Below are 18,414 nucleotides of genomic sequence, written 5' to 3'. Positions count from 1 at the left end.
TAGGATTTTATGACAGAACGTACTTTTTCAATTATCAAACCCGATGCAGTAAAGCGTAATTTAATTGGTGCTATTTTAGGGCGTTTTGAATCACAAGGATTCCGTGTTGTTGCCCTTAAAATGGTGCAATTAACCAAGGATCAAGCGGAAGGTTTCTATGCAGAACACCAAGGTAAACCGTTTTTTGAGCCGTTGGTGGAGTATATGCTCTCTGGCCCGATAGTGGTTTCTGTATTGGAAAAAGAAAATGCTGTGAAAGATTACCGCACTTTGATTGGTGCAACGAATCCGGCTGAGGCGGCAGAAGGCACTATCCGTAAAGACTTCGCGTTAAGTCAGCGTGAAAATTCTGTTCATGGTTCCGATAGCGTTGAAAGCGCAAAACGAGAAATTGCTTATTTCTTCGTAGATTCAGAAATCCAGCCATAATTCATTTCTATAAAAAAGCACTTAGTGAATCGCTAAGTGCTTTTATTTTATTGCTTTTCAATTTTTGAGATAGTCTTTTTCAGTGGATCAATCTCAGCACGAATATGAAAGGCTTTCGCCAAATTCTCCGCATTTAATACAGCTTTCGTTTCACCGACTGCCAGCAATTTTCCTTTATCTAATAGAACAATTTCATCACAAAATTGATAAGCCAACGACAGGTGATGAATGGCAACAACACATGTGTGTTGCGGTGTGAGTGATTGAAGCTGTTCCATCATATCAATTTGATAATAAGGGTCGAGTGGCGCAATCGGCTCATCTACCAATAAAACAGGGGATTCCTTAATGCAGCAGCGAGCGAGCTGTACACGCGCTTTTTCGCCACCTGAAAGTTGTTGAAATGGCTTATTGAGCAAATGAGTTACCGCAAATTTTTCTGAAAACGCTTGAATTTTTGACCGCTCTTTTTCTTTTGGTAAGGGCGTAGCTAAGCCTAGGGCTATCACATCATAAACGGATAAATCCCAATGAATTTGCGTATTTTGTGCAAGATAAGCAATGTATTGGCTTTTTTCGGGAGCATTCATTTTGCTTAATGGTTGATCATCAAACCAAATTTCACCTTGTTTTAGGGGCAAGATACCCGCAATCGTTTTTAATAAGGTAGATTTTCCCGCACCATTGGCGCCCATAATGCCAATCAATTTACCTGATGGAAGCGTACAGTTGATGTTATTTAAGCAATAGGTTTGGGTGAGTTTTTCAATTCTAATCATAGATTTTTCTCTGTTGCGTTAATAACATCCAAATCAAGCAAGGGGCACCGATAAGTGCGGTCAAGGTGCCGATGTAAATATGGGAGAACAGTGGGATATATAAAATCGCTAAATCGGCTAGTAATAGCAATAATGCCCCAATTAATGCACTGGTGAGATAAAGCTGTGATGGGCGAGCTTTTAATAAAATACGGGCGAAGTGTGGTGCGATTAAGCCGATAAAACCAATGGTACCGGTTTGAGGAATGGTCGCCCCAACTAATAAAGCCACACCAAAGGTGCTGATGAAAAAGCTACGTTTCGGATCCACGCCCATGGTACTCGCTGTTTCTTCACCAAAGGTGAGTAAATCTAAGTATCGGCGAGTGTGGTATAAACAAAAAATTCCCGCCAGAACAATCGGGAGTGAAATGAGCAGTGTATCTAATTTCGCCCACATCAATGAGCCTTGTAGCCATCGATAAAGTTCGGCTAATGCCCATGGGCTTTCAGCGTTGGAGAGCAGTAATGCAATTGCTGACCCAAGCAACATATTGACCGCTAAGCCGCTTAGAATCATCATCGTGGTACCGTAGTTTTTGGCGATCAAATACACGATTAAAAAACTTAAAAGCGCACCAATCACACCACCGGCTAAGAGCAGTGAAAATGGCACGGCAAAATAATATAGGATAAATACACTAGCCGCTGTTGCTCCAGCGCTACTGCCGAGTAAGCCTGGACTCGCTAATGGATTTTGGAAAATACCTTGCATCGCATTGCCCGCTATCGCTAGGCTAGCGCCCGTCAATAAAGCTAAACCAATGCGCGGAAAACGAATATCCCACAGCACCATCGAGCGCATATCCGTGAGCACGCCATCAGCATTTTTAAGATACGCGAAATCGCCAAGTTGATGATAAACTGCAAATCCGCTAATCAACAGCAATGCGAAGAAAAGTGCGGTATTTAATTTGAGTGTTTTGGTCAATGATCAATTTCCTATGTAATCCAAATATCATTTGTTAATTTGAGTTTGTTAAATCTCCCCTAACCCCTCTTTGCTAAAGAGGGGGATTTCATTATTAAATTAACCTAGGGTGACGTAGTTACAATTTTTATGTATGAATAATTAAAATAGATATCAAAATTATAAATTACTCCCATAATAATTCCCCTCTTTAGCAAAGAGGGGTTAGGAGAGATTTGTCAGCTACATTATTTTAACTGTTGATAAATCTTCTCCGCCCCTTGCCACACACCGTGATCGAAGCAATAGGTATATTTCATCGGGATGCTGACAAGCGGTTGGTTTTTGAAGAAATCTTGCAACATAGGGTGTTGCAGCAATTCGGCTTGTGCATTGTAACCTTGTTTGTCGGTCAGAGAAATCAGTACATTTGGTTGGCTTAAAATCACTTTTTCTAACGAGAAATTTTGTACGGTAAGTGGTGTTTTTAACGGTGTTAATCCAAGCAAATTTAACAGTACAGGATATTGCGGATAATAACTCTCTACCACACCTGTTTCCGACAAAATTAGTGTGTCGGTAAGCGGTCGATTTAAGTGAAAGTTTTGCGATTTGAGTTTTGTTATTAAATCAGCCGCCTTTTGCTCATTACCTAGTTGTTTGCCTAATTCTAGAATCAGCGTAAATAATTCATCTGGCGTTTGCGGGCTGTCGTTAATCGGGATAATCTTCACACCGAGTTTTTTCAGCTCTGCAACTAATTGGGGATAAAAGGTTTCGTTAATCAGAATCGTTTTATCCAAATAGGGCAATAATTCCGTTAATTGCGGTTCCAGCACAGGTTTATCGGTATTGATTTTGTCTAACATCATCAACGGATTTTTTGAATAAGGTGACTGTGCAGCAATCTGTGAAGGCTCAGCCAGTTCGATAAGTAGTCTGTCACTGCAAAGCGTAAGCGAGACAAATTGTTCCGAAGCCTGAGCGGTAAACGGAAGGAAAAGTGCGGTTAAAATTAAGCGAGTTTTTTGCATATAGATAATGATACGCTACGCCATTAAGAATGTAAAAAGGCGTGCTAAGCACGCCCTTATTAGTGGGTAATAATTAGAACGATCCTTTCAACCCAACGTAAACATTACGTCCTTCTTGACCATAGCCAAGTACGTTTTCATATTTTTTATTGAATACGTTGTTAAGATTTGCATAAATCGTCAAGCTATCCGCTACTTTATAATTCACGCCTAAGTTTACCAAGGTGTAAGATGGCATTTTTACGCGTTTTTGTGCGTATGGATAAACGCTTTGGAAATAGGTATCAAAACGTTTGCCAACATAAGAGACATTGATATCTGAACCTAATTTTTCAGTAATTTGATATGCTAAGCCTGCATTTGCTGTATTTTTCGGGCGTCGAATTAAAGCATCCCCTTCAGCACCTAATCTAGATTCCCCATTTTTGATTTGTGTATAGGTATAATTTACATAACCAGTCAACGCATCAGTGATTTTACCTTTATAAGCAACTTCAACGCCTCTTACTTTCGTTTTGCCTTTAACGTTAATCGCACGGGTTACATTTGTCGCCACTGGTTCGCTACCGATAAAGTTATTCACAATACGAGCGAAGTAAGTTACATCTAAACTATGATTTTTATTAGTTGTTTCTAATAAGAAACCAACTTCTCCACCACGGCTTTTTTCAGGTTTTAAATCTGGATTTCCAACCCAAGTAATTGCAGGAGTGTACGAAGACGTTGATGTACCGTAACCGTAAAGTTCCACAAAATTTGGATTATGGACAGCGGTACCAAAACTTGCATGGAGTTTTACGTTTTCAGATAAACGGTAAGCACCTGCGATACGGCTAGTGAAAGTGTTTTTAAAATTATCACTGTCTGTAAAACGCCCACTTAAAGAAAAACTATGATCATCTTCTGTAAATAAGCGGTATTCTGTGGCAATACTTTTTTCAATTAATTTTTGTTCTTTGAATATTGAATAAGAAGATTGGGCTTCATAATGTGATTTTTGATATTCACTTAATACACTTACACCTTGTTTTAAATAACCTTCACGATCAAAGTTAATATCAAGTTGATAATTTGCATTAAGTTTTTTCCAATCACGAGTGTATGGGGATGTACTTACATAATCATAATCATTTTTGATATGGCTAACACTAGCTTTATGCTTAAATAGCTCTTGATTATTACCGACATAACCACTTAATTTTAAGGTGGTTTCACGTGTACGGAAAAAGTCTTTATCCGTCGCTTCACTAAATAATGACGTATCATTCTTGGTCGTTTGTGAAGAGTGTGATGCTAAGACCTCTACGCCTTTATTATTATCATCATAGCCTAAGCGTAATGAACCATTGTCGCGATGGAATCCATCACGCTCAATTGCTCCACCTGTTTGAATTGACGTACCGTCCAGTGCTCTATAATTGAATTTATCTTTGCTCAATACAGAAATTCCAGTTGTACGATGGCTATCTCCATGGAGAGCATAATAGAAGCCGCTTTGATATCCTGAAATAGTAGCCGATGCATCACGTGTGCGGTGAGATCCCAATCCTAAATCAAAATCAATATTGAAAGGTTTGTCTTTATATAGACCGCTTTTGGTTGTGATGTAAACTACACCACCAATCGCATCACTTCCCCAAAGTGCAGATTGTTCACCTTGAAGTACTTCAATACGCTCAATATTGCTTAATGTTAATCCACCAAAATCAAAACCATCATTAACAGGATTCATTTTTACACCATCAATCACAACAACGGTATGATTAGACTCAGCTCCGCGTAAGAATAAACTGGTTACAGCACCACGACCACCAGTTGCTCCCATAGCCACACCAGGAACAGTTTTCAATACATCACTTACATAAGTTGCATTACGTTCTGAAAAATCTTTCTCAGTTAAAACGGTAACAGATGAAGCGGTTTGATCTTGGTTTACTGGGGTGGCGTAAGCTGAATAAACATGAATTGGTTCAAGTTGAATTTCTTTTTCCTCAGCCACCGCTAATGCCGGAATCGCTAATAAAATCGCTGAAGTAATCACATTTTTTTTCATTTTAAAATCCCTAGGATAAAAGTCTGTATAAAAGCGCCAGCAGTTTACACATTTGAGGCTTGGCAAGCAAACCTATCATGATGAAAATAACTCATCATGAAAATGAATGAAATTTAAGAGAAATAAAAAATTTAAGGATTTTTCTGACCGCACTTTTTCGCCTTTATCCGCCTTATAGTTTCAAGTATAATGCCTGTATTTTTCATCACATTGTTATTAAAAAAATTATGAGTACAAAATTCAACGTAAAAACATTCCAAGGCATGATTTTAGCCTTGCAAGAATATTGGGCAAATCAAGGCTGTACTGTTGTGCAACCTTTTGATATGGAAGTGGGCGCAGGGACTTCTCACCCAATGACTGCATTACGCGCGTTAGGCCCAGAGCCGATGGCATTTGCTTATGTGCAACCTTCACGTCGTCCGACCGATGGTCGTTATGGCGAAAACCCAAACCGTTTACAACATTACTACCAATTCCAAGTGGTGATTAAACCGTCCCCAGATAATATTCAAGAACTCTATTTAGGTTCTCTTGAAATGCTTGGTTTTGATCCAACACAAAACGACATCCGTTTCGTGGAAGATAACTGGGAAAACCCAACCTTGGGTGCGTGGGGATTAGGCTGGGAAGTGTGGCTAAACGGTATGGAGGTGACCCAATTTACCTATTTCCAACAAGTGGGTGGCTTAGAATGTAAACCCGTAACAGGTGAAGTAACCTACGGTTTAGAGCGTTTAGCCATGTACATTCAAGGCGTGGATTCTGTGTATGACTTAGTTTGGTCTGATGGCCCACTTGGCAAAACTACTTACGGCGATGTGTTCCATCAAAACGAAGTGGAGCAATCAACTTATAACTTTGAATATGCGGATACCGATTTCTTATTTTACTGTTTCGATCAATACGAAAAAGAAGCGAAAAGCTTATTAGAATTAGAACGTCCATTACCATTACCTGCTTACGAGCGTATTTTAAAAGCCGCACACAGCTTCAACTTGTTAGATGCACGTAAAGCAATTTCGGTCACAGAACGTCAACGCTATATTTTACGCATTCGCGCATTAACCAAAGGCGTGGCTGAAGCGTACTATGCGAGCCGTGAAGCCTTAGGTTTCCCAGGCTGTAAAAAATAGGCAAAAAACAACCGCACTTTAAGCATTAACACAACGATATAAGGAGAAAATGATGAAAGATTTTCAATACCCAGACGATATTTATACTGAAGCTGAAACCGATCCTAATACGCTCGCAAATTTAGGTCCATTGGCAAGATTAGCGGGTGTTTGGGAAGGTAAGCGTGGTGTGGATATCAACCCGAAAGCTGAAGGGCCAGAAAAAGATCCTTATATCGAACATTATGAAGCCCATCCGACAGATGGTCAAACCAATGGTCCGCAACTCTATTATGGATTACGTTATCACGCTCATATTGTACAACCGGGCGAAGTAGAAACCTTCCACGACCAAGTGGGTTATTGGTTATGGGAACCTGAAACAGGTAATATTTTATTAACAGGTAGCATTCCACGCGGCCAAACGTTTATTGCGGTAGGTAATGCACCAGCTGATGCGAAAGAATTCACCGTAAAAGCAGTACGCGGTTCATTGACAAACGGCATCATTTCGAATCCGTTTTTAGAACGTTCATTTACCACAGAAAGTTTTGAGATGACGGTGAAATTCCATGATGATGGCACTTGGTCATACGATCAAATCACAACCATGATTATCCCGAATTATGATGCACCATTTGAACATCGCGATCGTAACCGCTTAACTAAAATTGGTGAACCGAAATTGAATCCAACTGCGGCAGCAGAAAAAGAGGATGAATAATGAAACCTATTCTTTATTATGCGGCAGATTGCCCAGATACAGAGCCATTTGTTGCAGAGTTAAAACGCTTAGGCGTGGATTATGAGGCTGTGGAAGTATTATCTTCCATTCCAAACTTGAAACAATGGTTGCGTTTGCGTGATCGTCACGCCGCATTTGATGATGCCAAAGCGCAAGGCTATGCAGGCTTTCCAGCATTATTGTTAGATGACGACCGTGTTATTTTAGATGAATCCAAATTAAAAGAGATTTTTTAAAGTAATGAAGAAAGTCAGTTTTTTGCAATTTTTATTTAGAATTGGTGATGACTATTTAATGTTTTTGCGAAATTTAACACCCGCTGTGTTGTTTTTATCACTCGCATTATTTATGTATTCTGAGCTGAATTGGGCACATTGGGCGTGGAGTAATGTGCTAGTGCTGTTTTTAAGTTTGGCTTCAGGATTTATTGCACTCAGCGTCATGGCAATAAATACTGTCGCTTTTGTACGCAAGATGCTGAAAACCTTAAGAACACTAAGCGGAGAGAGCGAACTTGATGAAAATATTGGTACGCTCGCATTATTTAAAATGCTCTGGGTGGAGAGCAACAGTAAACAACTAATCTTTTTTGCGGTAGTCAATATTGTGGCGGTATTTATGGTGTTAGTTTATGGCGCCAAATATGCCTTGAATTTTTATAGCTCAATTTCAACATTAAATGATTAGGTCTCGAATATGAAAAAAATAACCCTAAAATTCACCGCACTTTTGCTCGGCTCAGCTTTAGCAAGTAGTGTATTTGCAACAGAAAATGGTCAAACTTCCTCAAGTTCTGATTATGAATTAGAGAAAGTATTGATTTTTAGCCGACATGGATTGCGTTCACCAGTGGAAAAAGATCCGCAAGAAATGGCGAAATATTCCCCTTATGAATGGGCAAAATGGAATGTGCCATCAGGATATCTCACGGCAAAAGGGACGGTGCTAGAAACCTATTTCGGACAATATTTAGGTCAATGGCTTGCAGATAAAGGGTTACTAACAACAGAACTTTGTGTATCGGGCGAAGGCATTTTTGCTTATGCAAATGGTGTGCAACGCACAGTTGCAACGGGGCAAGCCATTGTGGCAGGTGCTTTTGCCGGATGTAATGTGCAATTACAACATCGTGGTGAAATTGGTTCAGAAAAAGATCCAATTTTTAATACACAAGCACACAATCCAAGCCAAGCCTTGATTGAATCTGCAAAAAATAACGTTGATTTAACCGCTTTACAGCAAAAATTAGCGCCAAATTATGCGCTATTGAGTGAAATTATCGATTACAAAAACTCACCAAACTGCTTGCAAAAAGGCGAATGTGATTTAGGTGGAAAAGTCGGTGAGTACAGTATTAAAGACGGCAAATCGGTTAAAATTACCGGCGCTATTAGCACAGGGAAGAAAATTGTCAGCGCATTATTGCTCGCCCATTATGTGGGCAAGCCTGATTCAGAAATCGCAAACGGCCGCGTGGATAGCCAAGAAAAATGGCGTGCAATTAATGAAATTAAAAACGAATATTACCGCACGTTATTTAAAAATAACGAAGCATTGGCACAAAATGCCTCATATCCGTTATTGGCATTTATTCAGCAACAGCTAAACAGTGAAAACAAAATTAGCTTGTTGGTTGGACACGATTCTAATATCGTCGCTCTGCTTGCAGCATTAGGTGTTGAGCCTTATGAGTTGGATGATTCATTAGAAAATATCCCAATCGGTGGCAAGTTGCTATTTGAAGTGTGGAAGCACAAACCAAGTGGTAAGCTCAAATTTAAGTTGGATTATGTTTATCAAACCACTGAACAGCTGATTAACATTACGCCATTAAGTTTAGCGACACCACCAAACCAAACAGCATTAACCCTCAAAGGCTGTGAAAAAGATGAAAATGGCTTTTGTGATTACGAGCGTTTTCAGCAGGTGTTGATGGAGAGTATTGAAAACGGTAAGAAGTAACTTTCATGCAATCCTATGAAAAATACTTAAAAGAGAATTCGCAGAAATTGCGAGTGGAGCAGACGGATGCAGAAAGAAAATTATGGCAACGTATCAATCGAGATCAATTATTAGGATTTCGATTTAATCGACAAAAGCCACTTTTAAGTTATATCGTTGATTTTTATTGTGCGAAAGCAAAGCTGATTATCGAATTAGATGGTAGTCAGCACTATGAACCTGATTATCAGGAAAAAGACGCATTGCGAGATGTAGAATTAAATTCACTTGGTTTTACGGTGATGCGATTTAGCAATGATGAAGTAATGCGAGAAATTGAAAGTGTAGTAGAGCAGATTTATTTGTTTTTAGAGAATGTAAGGGCTGATTGAGTATGAGCGTTAAGTCGCTCTGCCAAATCTCCCCTACCCCTCTTTGCTAAAGAGGGGGAATTCTTGAGTAAATTGATAGTAACTCGCTCATTTACATTTTAATTTCAATAGAGATTAAATTATCTGCTTTCAAAAAACGTTAAAGTAAAACATAGATATTTAACTCTGCAAAGATCCAATCCCCTCTTTAGCAAAGAGGGGTAGGGGAGATTTGGCAGAAGTGAAAACGAAGAAAATAATCAAATAGGACATGAATTTCTTAATTTACATACGCTATAAGAGATAACGGAAAATATAATGAAGCAACATATTTATCAAACTACCGTAGAGTGGGTTGGAAATTTAGGGCGGGGCACTTCTTCTTATACTGCGTATGAGCGGGATTTTATTGCTTCGGCATTGAATAAACCTAATATTTTAGGTTCTTCTGATCCAGCTTTTCGTGGTGATAAAACACGTTGGAATCCAGAAGATATGTTATTAGCCTCTATTTCTGCTTGCCATAAATTATGGTATTTACATTTTTGTGCTGTTAATAACATTATTGTGCAAGAATACCGTGATGAAGCAATAGCGATTATGGATGAAGGCAGTTCTGAGCATGCAGGACGCTTCATTTCGGCAACATTAAATCCTCGTGTGAGAATTTCAAGTGAGTCGGATGCCGTTAAGGCATTGGCATTACATGAAAATGCGCATCAGGCATGTTTTATCGCAAATTCACTTAATTTTCCGGTGAAATGTGAAGCCATTATTGAAAAAGATTAAATTAAAATAAAATGGTGCCAAATCGCACCTTACCAGAGAAAACAAAATGACAACCCAAAACTTCCTAGTAGAAATCGGCACAGAAGAGCTGCCACCAAAAGCTCTCAAAACATTAGCAACCTCTTTTGCGGATAACGTTGAAGCGGAATTAAACCAAGCAGGTTTAACTTTCGACAAAATCGAATGGTTTGCAGCACCACGTCGTTTGGCGGTGAAAGTGTTGAACTTAGCCACACAGCAACCAAGCAAAGAAATTGAAAAACGCGGGCCGGCAGTGTCAGCCGCTTTTGATGCGGAAGGCAAACCGACCAAAGCGGCAGAAGGCTGGGCACGCGGTTGTGGTATTACCGTTGATCAGGCAGAGCGCATTGCAACTGATAAAGGTGAATGGTTAGTTCACCGTGCGAAAATTGAAGGTCAACCGACCAAAAACTTACTTAACGGCATCGTTGCAAATGCGTTGGCGAAATTGCCAATTCCAAAACCAATGCGTTGGGCAGATAAAACCGTGCAATTTATTCGTCCGGTTCATACTGTGACTATGTTGTTAGGTGATGAGTTAATCGAAGGCGAAATTTTAGGTGTGGCAAGTGCTCGCACCATTCGCGGTCACCGTTTCTTAGGTGAGAAAGAATTTGAAATTCAACATGCTGACCAATATCCACAATTATTGCGTGAAAAAGGTTCTGTGGTAGCCGACTTCAACGAGCGTAAAGCAGAAATTCTTGCAAAATCTCAAGCAAAAGCGACCGCACTTGGCGGCGTTGCTGATATTGAAGAAAGCTTGCTTGAAGAAGTGACCTCATTGGTGGAATATCCAAATGTGTTAGCAGCAAAATTTGAAGAACGTTTCTTAGCGGTGCCTGCGGAAGCCTTGGTTTACACCATGAAAGGCGACCAAAAATATTTCCCGATTTATGACAAAGACGGCAAATTATTACCACACTTTATTTTTGTATCGAACATCAACCCTGAAGATCCAACCGCGATTATAGAAGGTAACGAAAAAGTGGTTCGCCCACGTTTAACCGATGCGGAATTCTTCTTTAAAACTGACTTAAAACAAAAACTGGTTGATCGTTTACCACGTTTAGAAACCGTGTTGTTCCAACAACAACTTGGTACATTAAAAGACAAAACTGACCGCATTGAGCAACTGGCAGGCGAAATTGCAAAACAAATCGGTGCAGACGAAGCAAAAGCAAAACGTGCAGGCTTACTGTCAAAATGTGACTTAATGACCAACATGGTGTTTGAATTTACCGATACGCAAGGCGTAATGGGTATGCACTATGCTCGTCATGATGGTGAAGACGAAGAAGTGGCAGTCGCATTAAACGAACAATATATGCCACGCTTTGCGGGGGATGAATTACCTAAATCACTCGTTGCAAGTGCGGTCGCTTTAGCCGATAAATTTGACACCTTAACGGGGATCTTCGGCATCGGCCAAGCACCAAAAGGCAGCGCAGACCCATTTGCATTACGTCGTGCGGCATTAGGTGCGTTACGTATTATCGTTGAGAAAAACTTACCACTTGATTTAGAAGATTTAGTGAAAAAATCAGCCGCACTTTTCGGTGATAAACTCACAAATCAAAATGTGGTTGCCGATGTGGTGGACTTCATGCTCGGTCGTTTCCGTGCATGGTATCAAGATGAAGGTATTGCGGTGGATGTGATTCAAGCGGTATTGGCGCGTCGTCCAACTCGTCCAGCTGACTTTGATGCGCGTGTGCGTGCGGTATCACACTTCCGTACTTTAGATTCAGCGGAAGCGTTAGCAGCAGCAAATAAACGTGTAAGCAATATTTTAGCGAAAGCGGATGCTGCAATTGGCGAGATTAATTTGACCGCTTGTGTAGAGCCAGCAGAAAAAGCCCTTTCTGAAGCGGTACTTGCATTACGCACTGAAGTACAACCGCTTATTGCAAAAGGCGATTACACCGCAGTATTAGATAAATTAGCGAACTTACGCGCACCGGTAGACAGTTTCTTTGATAACGTAATGGTAAATGCTGAAGATCCAGCATTACGCCAAAACCGTTTAGCGATTTTAAACACGTTGCAAGGCTTGTTCCTACAAGTAGCGGATATTTCGCTATTGCAATAATGAATCTAAAAAAGGATGGTCAATTTTCCAACGACTATCCTTTTGTATATAGACTTCAAATGATTATTTCTCTATAATCAACCGCACTTTCCCCCTTTAGCTCAGTCGGTTAGAGCAGGCGACTCATAATCGCTTGGTCGCTGGTTCAAGTCCGGCAAGGGGGACCATTCTCAGAGATCGCATTAGGCGGTCTTTTTTATTGCCTTTCTCTAACGCGTTTTAGGCGTTATATCCTTTCAATAATTCAGTCCAATTTTCTTCATTGAATTGAATATTCATTCTGCCGACTTCTTTGACAAAAGAGCGGTGTAATCTTTCCAAGTTGTCTTGTTTCCAAGAATCTCCTGATTTTTGACCGCACTTATCGAAATCAATGAGCCAACATTTTTGTTCATTTTCGAGTTGTTGAACGAGAATATTATGAGCATTGAGATCCGTATGGCAAATTTGCAAATCATGCAACTGACGAATTAATTTACCAATGGCTTGCCAGATGTCATTCGGTAGTTGTTGAATTTGTAAAAGTGCGGTCAGATCTTGGGCATTTTCGATCTTTTCTATCAAGATATCCGCTTGGTAACAAATCCCTAATTTGCCTTTTTTAACACGAGCAGCAATCGGTTTAGGTACGGCAACGCCTGCTTGATGGAGTTGAGTTAAAAGCTGAAATTCAGCCATGCTGCGAGTTTCACTCAATGATTGAAAACGATAGCGATCTTTGTTGAATTTTCCCCATAAACCGCCGCGATAATAGTGACGAAGGGCAGTGTTTACCCCAAACAGATCTTTTGTATTCAGGAAGTAGGTTGTGCCACGTCCTTTGGCTGAACCGGTAATACGTTGTTGTTTTTCCCAAAAAGCCGATTCAAAAAATGAAGCGGGCTCTGTTGGTTTTTCTGTGAGATTGAAAAGAAAGAATTGATTATCTTGTTGGAATTCAAGCATTTTAGTTGAACCGAATTATAGAAAATGCCCTCATTCTACTTTAAATACGCTGATTTTCTAGCATTACAAGCTTTTCATCTTATTTTATGTCAAAGTTGTGAAGCAGATCACATAAGTAGTGAGATATCTGTATTTTGTTAATTCGTAAAATTTTCGCAGAATTTTACCGCTTGCAGTGTGATTTTATGTTATAAAATGAATAGAAGTGAAAAGCACTATTTTACATATTTATTTTGTTAGGTTACACTTTTTCCAGAAATTATTTTGATGACTCTCTATTTAATATGAGGAAATTAGCTATGAAAAAACCTCTATTTACGGTTTTAGCACTTTTTTGTATTGGTTCTGCTACGGCGTATATTCGTTCAACAATAGAGAATCAGACTTTTCATCCTAACGGTAATATAAAATCGGAGGTGGTTGAAATAAATGGCGTCAAAACGACTAAATATTATGATGAATCAGGAACACTTATCTCGCAAGGCGAATTAAAAAATGGCGTAGAGCAAGGAATGTGGAAATATTTTGATAAAGATGGTAACGTTATCTTTACTAAGCACTATGTGAAAGGGCATATTGTTGCGGAAGGATTAGGTCCTAAAAAGTAGCAAGCTAGATAAATAAAAGGGCGAATTAAATAAATTCGCCCTTTGTTTTCATTAAATTATTTTGGGTTAATAGACGGAAATTAAATGCGCGAGGAATTCAAATGTCCCATTCTCCACTTTTTACTTCACCTCCTAAATCACTTTGTATTTTGCGTTTGTCTGCGGTGGGTGATGTTTGTCATGCACTTGCTGTGGTGCAGCATATTCAACGGTATTGGCCGCAAACCAAATTAACGTGGATTGTGGGTAAAACAGAAATGGGCTTGCTTTCTGGTATTGAAGGTGTGGAACTTGTTCCTTACGATAAAAAGAGCGGTTGGAAAGGCGTGTGGAATTTATGGATGTTTTTGAAAAACAATCAATTTGATGCGCTTTTGAATATGCAGACGGCATTTCGTGCTTCGATTATCTCTCTTGGTATTCAAGCGAAATATAAAATTGGGTTTGGCAAAAAACGTTCTCGAGAAGGGCAGTGGTTGTTTGTAAACTGTCGAGTTCAAGATCCTGAAACGCCCCATGTGCTAGACGGTTTCATGGCTTTTTCGGATTATCTTGGTGTGCCACCGGCAGAGAAACTTTCTTGGCAATTGGCAATCTCTGATTCAGATCGGGAATACGCCAAACAGTTTATTGATCCAATGCGTAAAAATCTGATTATTTCTCCTTGCTCCAGTAAAGCCGAGAAAGATTGGTTGGTGGAGCGTTATGCGGAAGTGGCAAATATTGCTCATCAACACCATGTGAATGTGATTTTTTGTAGCTCGCCGGCAAAACGCGAATTAGACATGGTGAAAAAAATTACCGCACTTTGTGATTTTAAACCAGTTGATGCTTCTGGAAAAACCAGTTTAAAACAACTTGCTGCATTAATTCATCAAGCAAATTTGGTGATTTCGCCCGATTCAGGTCCGGCTCATATTGCGACCACGCAAGGTACGCCAGTGATTGGATTATATGCTTACCACAACCCATTGCGCACTGCACCTTATCATAATCTGGATAATGTGGTGTCGGTATATGAAGAAAATGTGCAAAAAGAACAAGGAAAACCTTCAAGCGAATTGCCTTGGGCGACCAAATTAAAAGGTAAAAATTTAATGGCTGAAATTCAGGTGGAACAAGTGGTGGCTCAGATGAGAGCCTTGAATTTGTTTTAAAGTGCGGTCAATTTTAAATACAAAAAAGCCCTCAAATGAGGGCTAAAAGAATCATAAAGTTCCTTGCGAATTATTCGCCTTTTTGTGCGTTGTAAGCTTCTAATGCACGAAGAGAGTAAGTGTAAGCCGCACCTGCATTTAATGCGATAGACATCGCTAATGCTGCTGCCACTTCTTCTTCAGTTGCACCTGCTTTCACCGCTTCATCAGCGTGCACGCCAATGCAGCTTTCACAACGTGTTGTTACGGCAACCGCTAATGCAATTAATTCACGGGTTTTGGCATCTAATACGTTACCTTCTGCCGCCGCCGCACCTAGTGCGCCATAAGCTTGTAACATTTTAGGGTATTTTTTACCTAATGCACCGAATGATTTTTTAACGTGTGCTACATCATTTTTCCAATCTGCAAACATATTTCTTCTCCTTAAATTAAGTACAAATTTCAAGAGGAATTATAAGCAGATTAGCGTATGATACTTGTCAAATTGTCTTAACTTTTAGACGGAAAATCTCACGATGGATTATTTAGATAAATTAACACAGCTGGCGCAAGTGCGAGGGGAAATTAATATTCGCTGCTTGTTTCAAGGGGATTGGCAAGTTGAACATCAGCCAGATGCGGCGGAATATCAAGGTTTATTTCATTTAATCGAGCAAGGTGAGTGTTGGGTAACCTTTGCGGGAAAACAGTTTCATTTGAAGAAAGGCGATCTCTTTTTTCTCCCTCAAAATCGACCGCACTTTTTGGGCAGTTCTCAACAAAAAAGAGAGAATAGCCTACAGAGAGAGCAATCAAATGCACTTTTTAATGTTCATCAAATAGGAGCAGGTACGCCCGATCTGAAGATGTTTTGTGGGACATTTTATTATCAAAAACCGTCATTATTAATTGATTCGTTACCAGATTATTTGCATCTTTCGCTGCAAAATACACCTGTGCAGCCTTTGGTTTCACTTTTTTTACAAGAAGCCGAGAAACCGGAGCAAGGTACAAAATCGGTGATTGATGCATTATCAAACGTGTTGTTTATTTATATTTTGCGTCATGCTCAACAAATAGGTTTGCTCAATCAAGGCTTATTAGCCGCGTTGCAGGATAAAAGACTGAATCAAGTCCTTGAAAAGATCCTGTTTTCACCTCAATTAGATTGGAATATTGAGCAATTAGCAGAGTTGGCCTCCATGTCTCGTGCGACCTTTATGCGTATCTTTCAACAACAACTTGGGATGCCTCCAGGAAAATTTCTCACACAAGTGCGGTTAGAAATGGCGGCTGTTTTATTGAAAAATACGCAAAAGACCATTTTAGCTATTGCCCTTGAAATAGGGTATCAATCAGAAGCGCATTTTAGTAAGGCGTTTAAAGCGATTTATGGGCTTTCACCGAGTCAATTTCGCAAAACCTAGCCCATCGTTCAAAACTTACGCTATAATGACCGCACTTTAGGCGGCTCTGTCGCCTTTAATTTTTTAAGGTATTGTTATGTTTAATAAAATATTTTCATGGTTTGAAAACCGTTTAAATCCTTATCCGGAAAGCAATCCAACGACCCCTGAAAAAGGCCTGTTCCGTTTTATTTGGTCAAGCATTGATGGCATGAAGGGCTGGATCTTTTTACTCGCGGTATTGACAGTCGGTACTGGGGTGATGGAAGCCTTACTTTTCCAATTTATGGGATTGTTGGTGGACTGGCTAGGCGCTTATACACCAAGCACGCTTTGGCAAGAAAAAGGGCATTTGCTCGCAGGTATGGCTGCCTTGCTCATTTTCAGTATTGTATGGTCATTCGTGGGCGTGAATGTACGCTTACAAACGTTACAAGGGGTGTTTCCAATGCGTTTGCGTTGGAATTTCCACCGTTTGATGCTAGGACAAAGCTTAAGCTTCTACCAAGATGAATTTGCAGGTCGTGTATCGGCGAAAGTAATGCAAACTGCCCTTGCGGTGCGTGATACCGTCATGACCATTGGGGATATGTTGGTGTATGTTGCCGTCTATTTTATTACTTCAGGCTTAGTACTTGCGGCTTTAGATACCTGGTTTTTAGTGCCGTTTTTCTTATGGATTGTGGCATTTGTGACTATTTTACGTTTGCTTATTCCACGTTTAGCGAAAACAGCACAACGACAAGCAGATGCGCGATCTCTCATGACGGGGCGTATTACGGATGCTTACTCAAATATTGCAACGGTGAAACTATTTTCACATGATGCGAGAGAAGCGAATTATGCAAAACGTTCCATGGAAGAATTTATGGTCACTGTGCATGCACAGATGCGTTTGGCGAGTTCATTAGATACTTTAACTTACGCAACCAATATCTTCTTAACGTTAAGCACTGCGATTTTAGGTGTGGTGTTATGGCAAAACGGCCAAGTGGGCGTGGGAGCCGTGGCGACTGCAACCGCGATGGCGTTACGTGTAAATGGACTTTCCCGTTGGATTATGTGGGAATCGGCACGCTTGTTTGAAAATATTGGGACAGTGAATGATGGTATGGCAACGTTGACTAAACCGCATACTATTGTTGATAAACCTGATTGTGTTCCACTAGAAGTGAAACAAGGCGAGATCAAATTTAATGATATTTCGTTTGCTTATGATCCGAATAAACCATTGCTTAACCATTTTAATCTCACCATCAAACCAGGCGAAAAAGTAGGCTTAATTGGTCGTTCTGGTGCGGGTAAATCAACCATTGTGAATTTACTTCTACGTTTCTACGAAGCACAAGAAGGCTCAATTACTATTGATGGTCAAAATATTTTAGATGTAAGCCAAGAAAGCCTTCGTAGTCAAATTGGTTTAGTGACACAAGATACTTCACTTTTACACCGTTCTGTCCGCGATAACATCATTTATGGTCGCCCAACTGCAACGGACGAAGAAATGATCAATGCGGCTAGACGTGCGGAAGCAGCCGATTTCATCCCTTATCTCAGCGATGCGCAAGGCAGAAAAGGCTATGATGCTCATGTTGGTGAACGCGGGGTGAAACTGTCTGGAGGGCAACGCCAACGTATTGCCATTGCGCGTGTCATGTTAAAAGATGCGCCAATTTTACTCTTGGATGAAGCGACCAGTGCGCTAGACTCCGAAGTGGAAGTGGCGATCCAAGAAAGCCTCGACAAAATGATGGAAAATAAAACGGTTATTGCCATTGCTCACCGTTTATCCACTATTGCAGCAATGGATCGTTTAATCGTGTTAGATAAAGGACAAATTGTTGAGCAAGGGACTCACGCAGAGTTGCTTGAACAAAATGGGCTTTATGCTCGCCTTTGGAAACACCAAAGTGGTGGCTTCTTGAGTGAGCATGCCGAGTAAAACACAGGAAAAAATGACCGCACTTTGCAAAGGTGTAAATCTTGAGAGAGTTTAGA

19 protein-coding genes and 1 tRNA gene are annotated in these 18,414 nt (G+C 40.1%); 14 read left to right on the top strand and 6 right to left on the bottom strand.

Translation table 11 applies throughout. The annotated features are described in order from the left end of the window. Positions 1 to 9: 9 nt before the first annotated feature. Positions 10 to 429 (top strand): nucleoside-diphosphate kinase, encoded by a 420-nt coding sequence (gene ndk, locus PARA_RS01340; protein WP_014064195.1) that lies wholly within the window; start codon positions 10 to 12, stop codon positions 427 to 429. 47 nt (positions 430 to 476) lie between these two features. On the opposite strand, the gene PARA_RS01335 is transcribed toward ndk, so the two are convergent. The 4 genes from PARA_RS01335 to PARA_RS01320 form a co-directional block, all read right to left on the bottom strand. Continuing rightward, positions 477 to 1,208 carry an ABC transporter ATP-binding protein gene (locus PARA_RS01335; RefSeq protein ID WP_014064194.1) on the bottom strand — a complete coding sequence of 244 codons (732 nt, stop codon included), beginning with the start codon at positions 1,206 to 1,208 and terminating at the stop codon, positions 477 to 479. After that, positions 1,201 to 2,178 (bottom strand): FecCD family ABC transporter permease, encoded by a 978-nt coding sequence (locus PARA_RS01330; RefSeq protein ID WP_014064193.1) that lies wholly within the window; start codon positions 2,176 to 2,178, stop codon positions 1,201 to 1,203. The genes PARA_RS01335 and PARA_RS01330 overlap by 8 nt, the downstream gene beginning before the upstream one ends. Before the next feature lie 227 nt (positions 2,179 to 2,405). Next, the gene (locus PARA_RS01325; protein WP_014064192.1) at positions 2,406 to 3,191 is read right to left on the bottom strand and encodes a helical backbone metal receptor; all 786 of its coding nucleotides are present in this window, start codon (positions 3,189 to 3,191) and stop codon (positions 2,406 to 2,408) included. A 73-nt stretch (positions 3,192 to 3,264) separates the two neighbouring features. After that, the gene (locus tag PARA_RS01320) at positions 3,265 to 5,244 is read right to left on the bottom strand and encodes a TonB-dependent receptor plug domain-containing protein (RefSeq protein ID WP_014064191.1); all 1,980 of its coding nucleotides are present in this window, start codon (positions 5,242 to 5,244) and stop codon (positions 3,265 to 3,267) included. A gap of 227 nt (positions 5,245 to 5,471) precedes the next feature. On the opposite strand from PARA_RS01320, the gene glyQ reads away from it, so the two are divergent. From glyQ to PARA_RS01275, 9 genes are all read left to right on the top strand, one after another. After that, positions 5,472 to 6,380, top strand: a complete 909-nt coding sequence (gene glyQ, locus PARA_RS01315; protein ID WP_005695296.1) for a glycine--tRNA ligase subunit alpha — start codon at positions 5,472 to 5,474, stop codon at positions 6,378 to 6,380. A 52-nt stretch (positions 6,381 to 6,432) separates the two neighbouring features. Next, positions 6,433 to 7,083 (top strand): FABP family protein, encoded by a 651-nt coding sequence (locus tag PARA_RS01310; protein ID WP_014064190.1) that lies wholly within the window; start codon positions 6,433 to 6,435, stop codon positions 7,081 to 7,083. Next, complete coding sequence (locus tag PARA_RS01305; protein ID WP_014064189.1) at positions 7,083 to 7,340, top strand: hypothetical protein; 258 nt, start codon at positions 7,083 to 7,085, stop codon at positions 7,338 to 7,340. Before PARA_RS01310 ends, PARA_RS01305 begins: the two co-directional genes overlap by 1 nt. Before the next feature lie 4 nt (positions 7,341 to 7,344). Further along, the gene (locus PARA_RS01300; RefSeq protein WP_014064188.1) at positions 7,345 to 7,791 is read left to right on the top strand and encodes a hypothetical protein; all 447 of its coding nucleotides are present in this window, start codon (positions 7,345 to 7,347) and stop codon (positions 7,789 to 7,791) included. Positions 7,792 to 7,800: 9 nt separating this feature from the next. Continuing rightward, a complete protein-coding gene (locus tag PARA_RS01295; RefSeq protein WP_014064187.1) occupies positions 7,801 to 9,066 on the top strand; it encodes a histidine-type phosphatase in 1,266 nt (421 codons plus the stop codon). 5 nt (positions 9,067 to 9,071) lie between these two features. After that, entirely contained in the window at positions 9,072 to 9,437 is a 366-nt protein-coding gene (locus tag PARA_RS01290; protein ID WP_014064186.1) for an endonuclease domain-containing protein, read from the top strand. 297 nt (positions 9,438 to 9,734) lie between these two features. Next, positions 9,735 to 10,205: an OsmC family protein gene (locus PARA_RS01285; protein ID WP_014064185.1), complete on the top strand. Its 471-nt coding sequence runs from the start codon at positions 9,735 to 9,737 to the stop codon at positions 10,203 to 10,205. 46 nt (positions 10,206 to 10,251) lie between these two features. Continuing rightward, positions 10,252 to 12,318, top strand: coding sequence for a glycine--tRNA ligase subunit beta (glyS, locus tag PARA_RS01280; RefSeq protein ID WP_014064184.1), 2,067 nt, complete (start codon positions 10,252 to 10,254; stop codon positions 12,316 to 12,318). A gap of 90 nt (positions 12,319 to 12,408) precedes the next feature. Beyond that, positions 12,409 to 12,485, top strand: a tRNA-Ile gene (locus tag PARA_RS01275). A gap of 52 nt (positions 12,486 to 12,537) precedes the next feature. On the opposite strand, the gene PARA_RS01270 is transcribed toward PARA_RS01275, so the two are convergent. After that, a complete protein-coding gene (locus PARA_RS01270) occupies positions 12,538 to 13,263 on the bottom strand; it encodes a 3-deoxy-D-manno-octulosonic acid kinase (protein WP_014064183.1) in 726 nt (241 codons plus the stop codon). A 299-nt stretch (positions 13,264 to 13,562) separates the two neighbouring features. On the opposite strand from PARA_RS01270, the gene PARA_RS01265 reads away from it, so the two are divergent. Continuing rightward, on the top strand, positions 13,563 to 13,871 hold the full coding sequence (locus PARA_RS01265) for a toxin-antitoxin system YwqK family antitoxin (RefSeq protein WP_014064182.1): 309 nt from the start codon (positions 13,563 to 13,565) through the stop codon (positions 13,869 to 13,871). A 101-nt stretch (positions 13,872 to 13,972) separates the two neighbouring features. Further along, complete coding sequence (locus PARA_RS01260; protein WP_014064181.1) at positions 13,973 to 15,028, top strand: glycosyltransferase family 9 protein; 1,056 nt, start codon at positions 13,973 to 13,975, stop codon at positions 15,026 to 15,028. 70 nt (positions 15,029 to 15,098) lie between these two features. Here the strand turns inward: PARA_RS01260 and PARA_RS01255 are convergent, their stop codons facing one another. Further along, positions 15,099 to 15,443 (bottom strand): carboxymuconolactone decarboxylase family protein, encoded by a 345-nt coding sequence (locus PARA_RS01255; RefSeq protein WP_005698020.1) that lies wholly within the window; start codon positions 15,441 to 15,443, stop codon positions 15,099 to 15,101. 103 nt (positions 15,444 to 15,546) lie between these two features. Between PARA_RS01255 and PARA_RS01250 the strand changes: the two genes are divergently transcribed. Next, positions 15,547 to 16,437 (top strand): cupin domain-containing protein, encoded by an 891-nt coding sequence (locus tag PARA_RS01250; protein ID WP_014064180.1) that lies wholly within the window; start codon positions 15,547 to 15,549, stop codon positions 16,435 to 16,437. A 76-nt stretch (positions 16,438 to 16,513) separates the two neighbouring features. Next, a complete protein-coding gene (locus tag PARA_RS01245) occupies positions 16,514 to 18,358 on the top strand; it encodes an ABC transporter ATP-binding protein (protein ID WP_014064179.1) in 1,845 nt (614 codons plus the stop codon). The last annotated feature ends 56 nt before the right edge of the window (positions 18,359 to 18,414 follow it).

The organism is Haemophilus parainfluenzae T3T1, assembly GCF_000210895.1.
GTDB lineage: Bacteria > Pseudomonadota > Gammaproteobacteria > Enterobacterales > Pasteurellaceae > Haemophilus_D > Haemophilus_D parainfluenzae_A.
Note: the sequence above shows the minus strand (reverse complement) of the source record. Positions and strands in the feature narration are given on the sequence as shown.

What these genes read in the sequence shown, in the direction of transcription:
- ndk (WP_014064195.1), top strand. Translation starts at nt 10, where the DNA reads ATGACAGAACGTACTTTTTCAATTATCAAACCCGATGCAGTAAAGCGT.
- PARA_RS01305 (WP_014064189.1), top strand. Translation starts at nt 7,083, where the DNA reads ATGAAACCTATTCTTTATTATGCGGCAGATTGCCCAGATACAGAGCCA.
- PARA_RS01245 (WP_014064179.1), top strand. Translation starts at nt 16,514, where the DNA reads ATGTTTAATAAAATATTTTCATGGTTTGAAAACCGTTTAAATCCTTAT.
- PARA_RS01310 (WP_014064190.1), top strand. Translation starts at nt 6,433, where the DNA reads ATGAAAGATTTTCAATACCCAGACGATATTTATACTGAAGCTGAAACC.
- PARA_RS01265 (WP_014064182.1), top strand. Translation starts at nt 13,563, where the DNA reads ATGAAAAAACCTCTATTTACGGTTTTAGCACTTTTTTGTATTGGTTCT.
- PARA_RS01290 (WP_014064186.1), top strand. Translation starts at nt 9,072, where the DNA reads ATGCAATCCTATGAAAAATACTTAAAAGAGAATTCGCAGAAATTGCGA.
- PARA_RS01260 (WP_014064181.1), top strand. Translation starts at nt 13,973, where the DNA reads ATGTCCCATTCTCCACTTTTTACTTCACCTCCTAAATCACTTTGTATT.
- PARA_RS01250 (WP_014064180.1), top strand. Translation starts at nt 15,547, where the DNA reads ATGGATTATTTAGATAAATTAACACAGCTGGCGCAAGTGCGAGGGGAA.
- PARA_RS01270 (WP_014064183.1), bottom strand. Translation starts at nt 13,263, where the DNA reads ATGCTTGAATTCCAACAAGATAATCAATTCTTTCTTTTCAATCTCACA.
- PARA_RS01320 (WP_014064191.1), bottom strand. Translation starts at nt 5,244, where the DNA reads ATGAAAAAAAATGTGATTACTTCAGCGATTTTATTAGCGATTCCGGCA.
- glyQ (WP_005695296.1), top strand. Translation starts at nt 5,472, where the DNA reads ATGAGTACAAAATTCAACGTAAAAACATTCCAAGGCATGATTTTAGCC.
- PARA_RS01325 (WP_014064192.1), bottom strand. Translation starts at nt 3,191, where the DNA reads ATGCAAAAAACTCGCTTAATTTTAACCGCACTTTTCCTTCCGTTTACC.
- PARA_RS01255 (WP_005698020.1), bottom strand. Translation starts at nt 15,443, where the DNA reads ATGTTTGCAGATTGGAAAAATGATGTAGCACACGTTAAAAAATCATTC.
- PARA_RS01285 (WP_014064185.1), top strand. Translation starts at nt 9,735, where the DNA reads ATGAAGCAACATATTTATCAAACTACCGTAGAGTGGGTTGGAAATTTA.
- PARA_RS01335 (WP_014064194.1), bottom strand. Translation starts at nt 1,208, where the DNA reads ATGATTAGAATTGAAAAACTCACCCAAACCTATTGCTTAAATAACATC.
- PARA_RS01300 (WP_014064188.1), top strand. Translation starts at nt 7,345, where the DNA reads ATGAAGAAAGTCAGTTTTTTGCAATTTTTATTTAGAATTGGTGATGAC.
- glyS (WP_014064184.1), top strand. Translation starts at nt 10,252, where the DNA reads ATGACAACCCAAAACTTCCTAGTAGAAATCGGCACAGAAGAGCTGCCA.
- PARA_RS01295 (WP_014064187.1), top strand. Translation starts at nt 7,801, where the DNA reads ATGAAAAAAATAACCCTAAAATTCACCGCACTTTTGCTCGGCTCAGCT.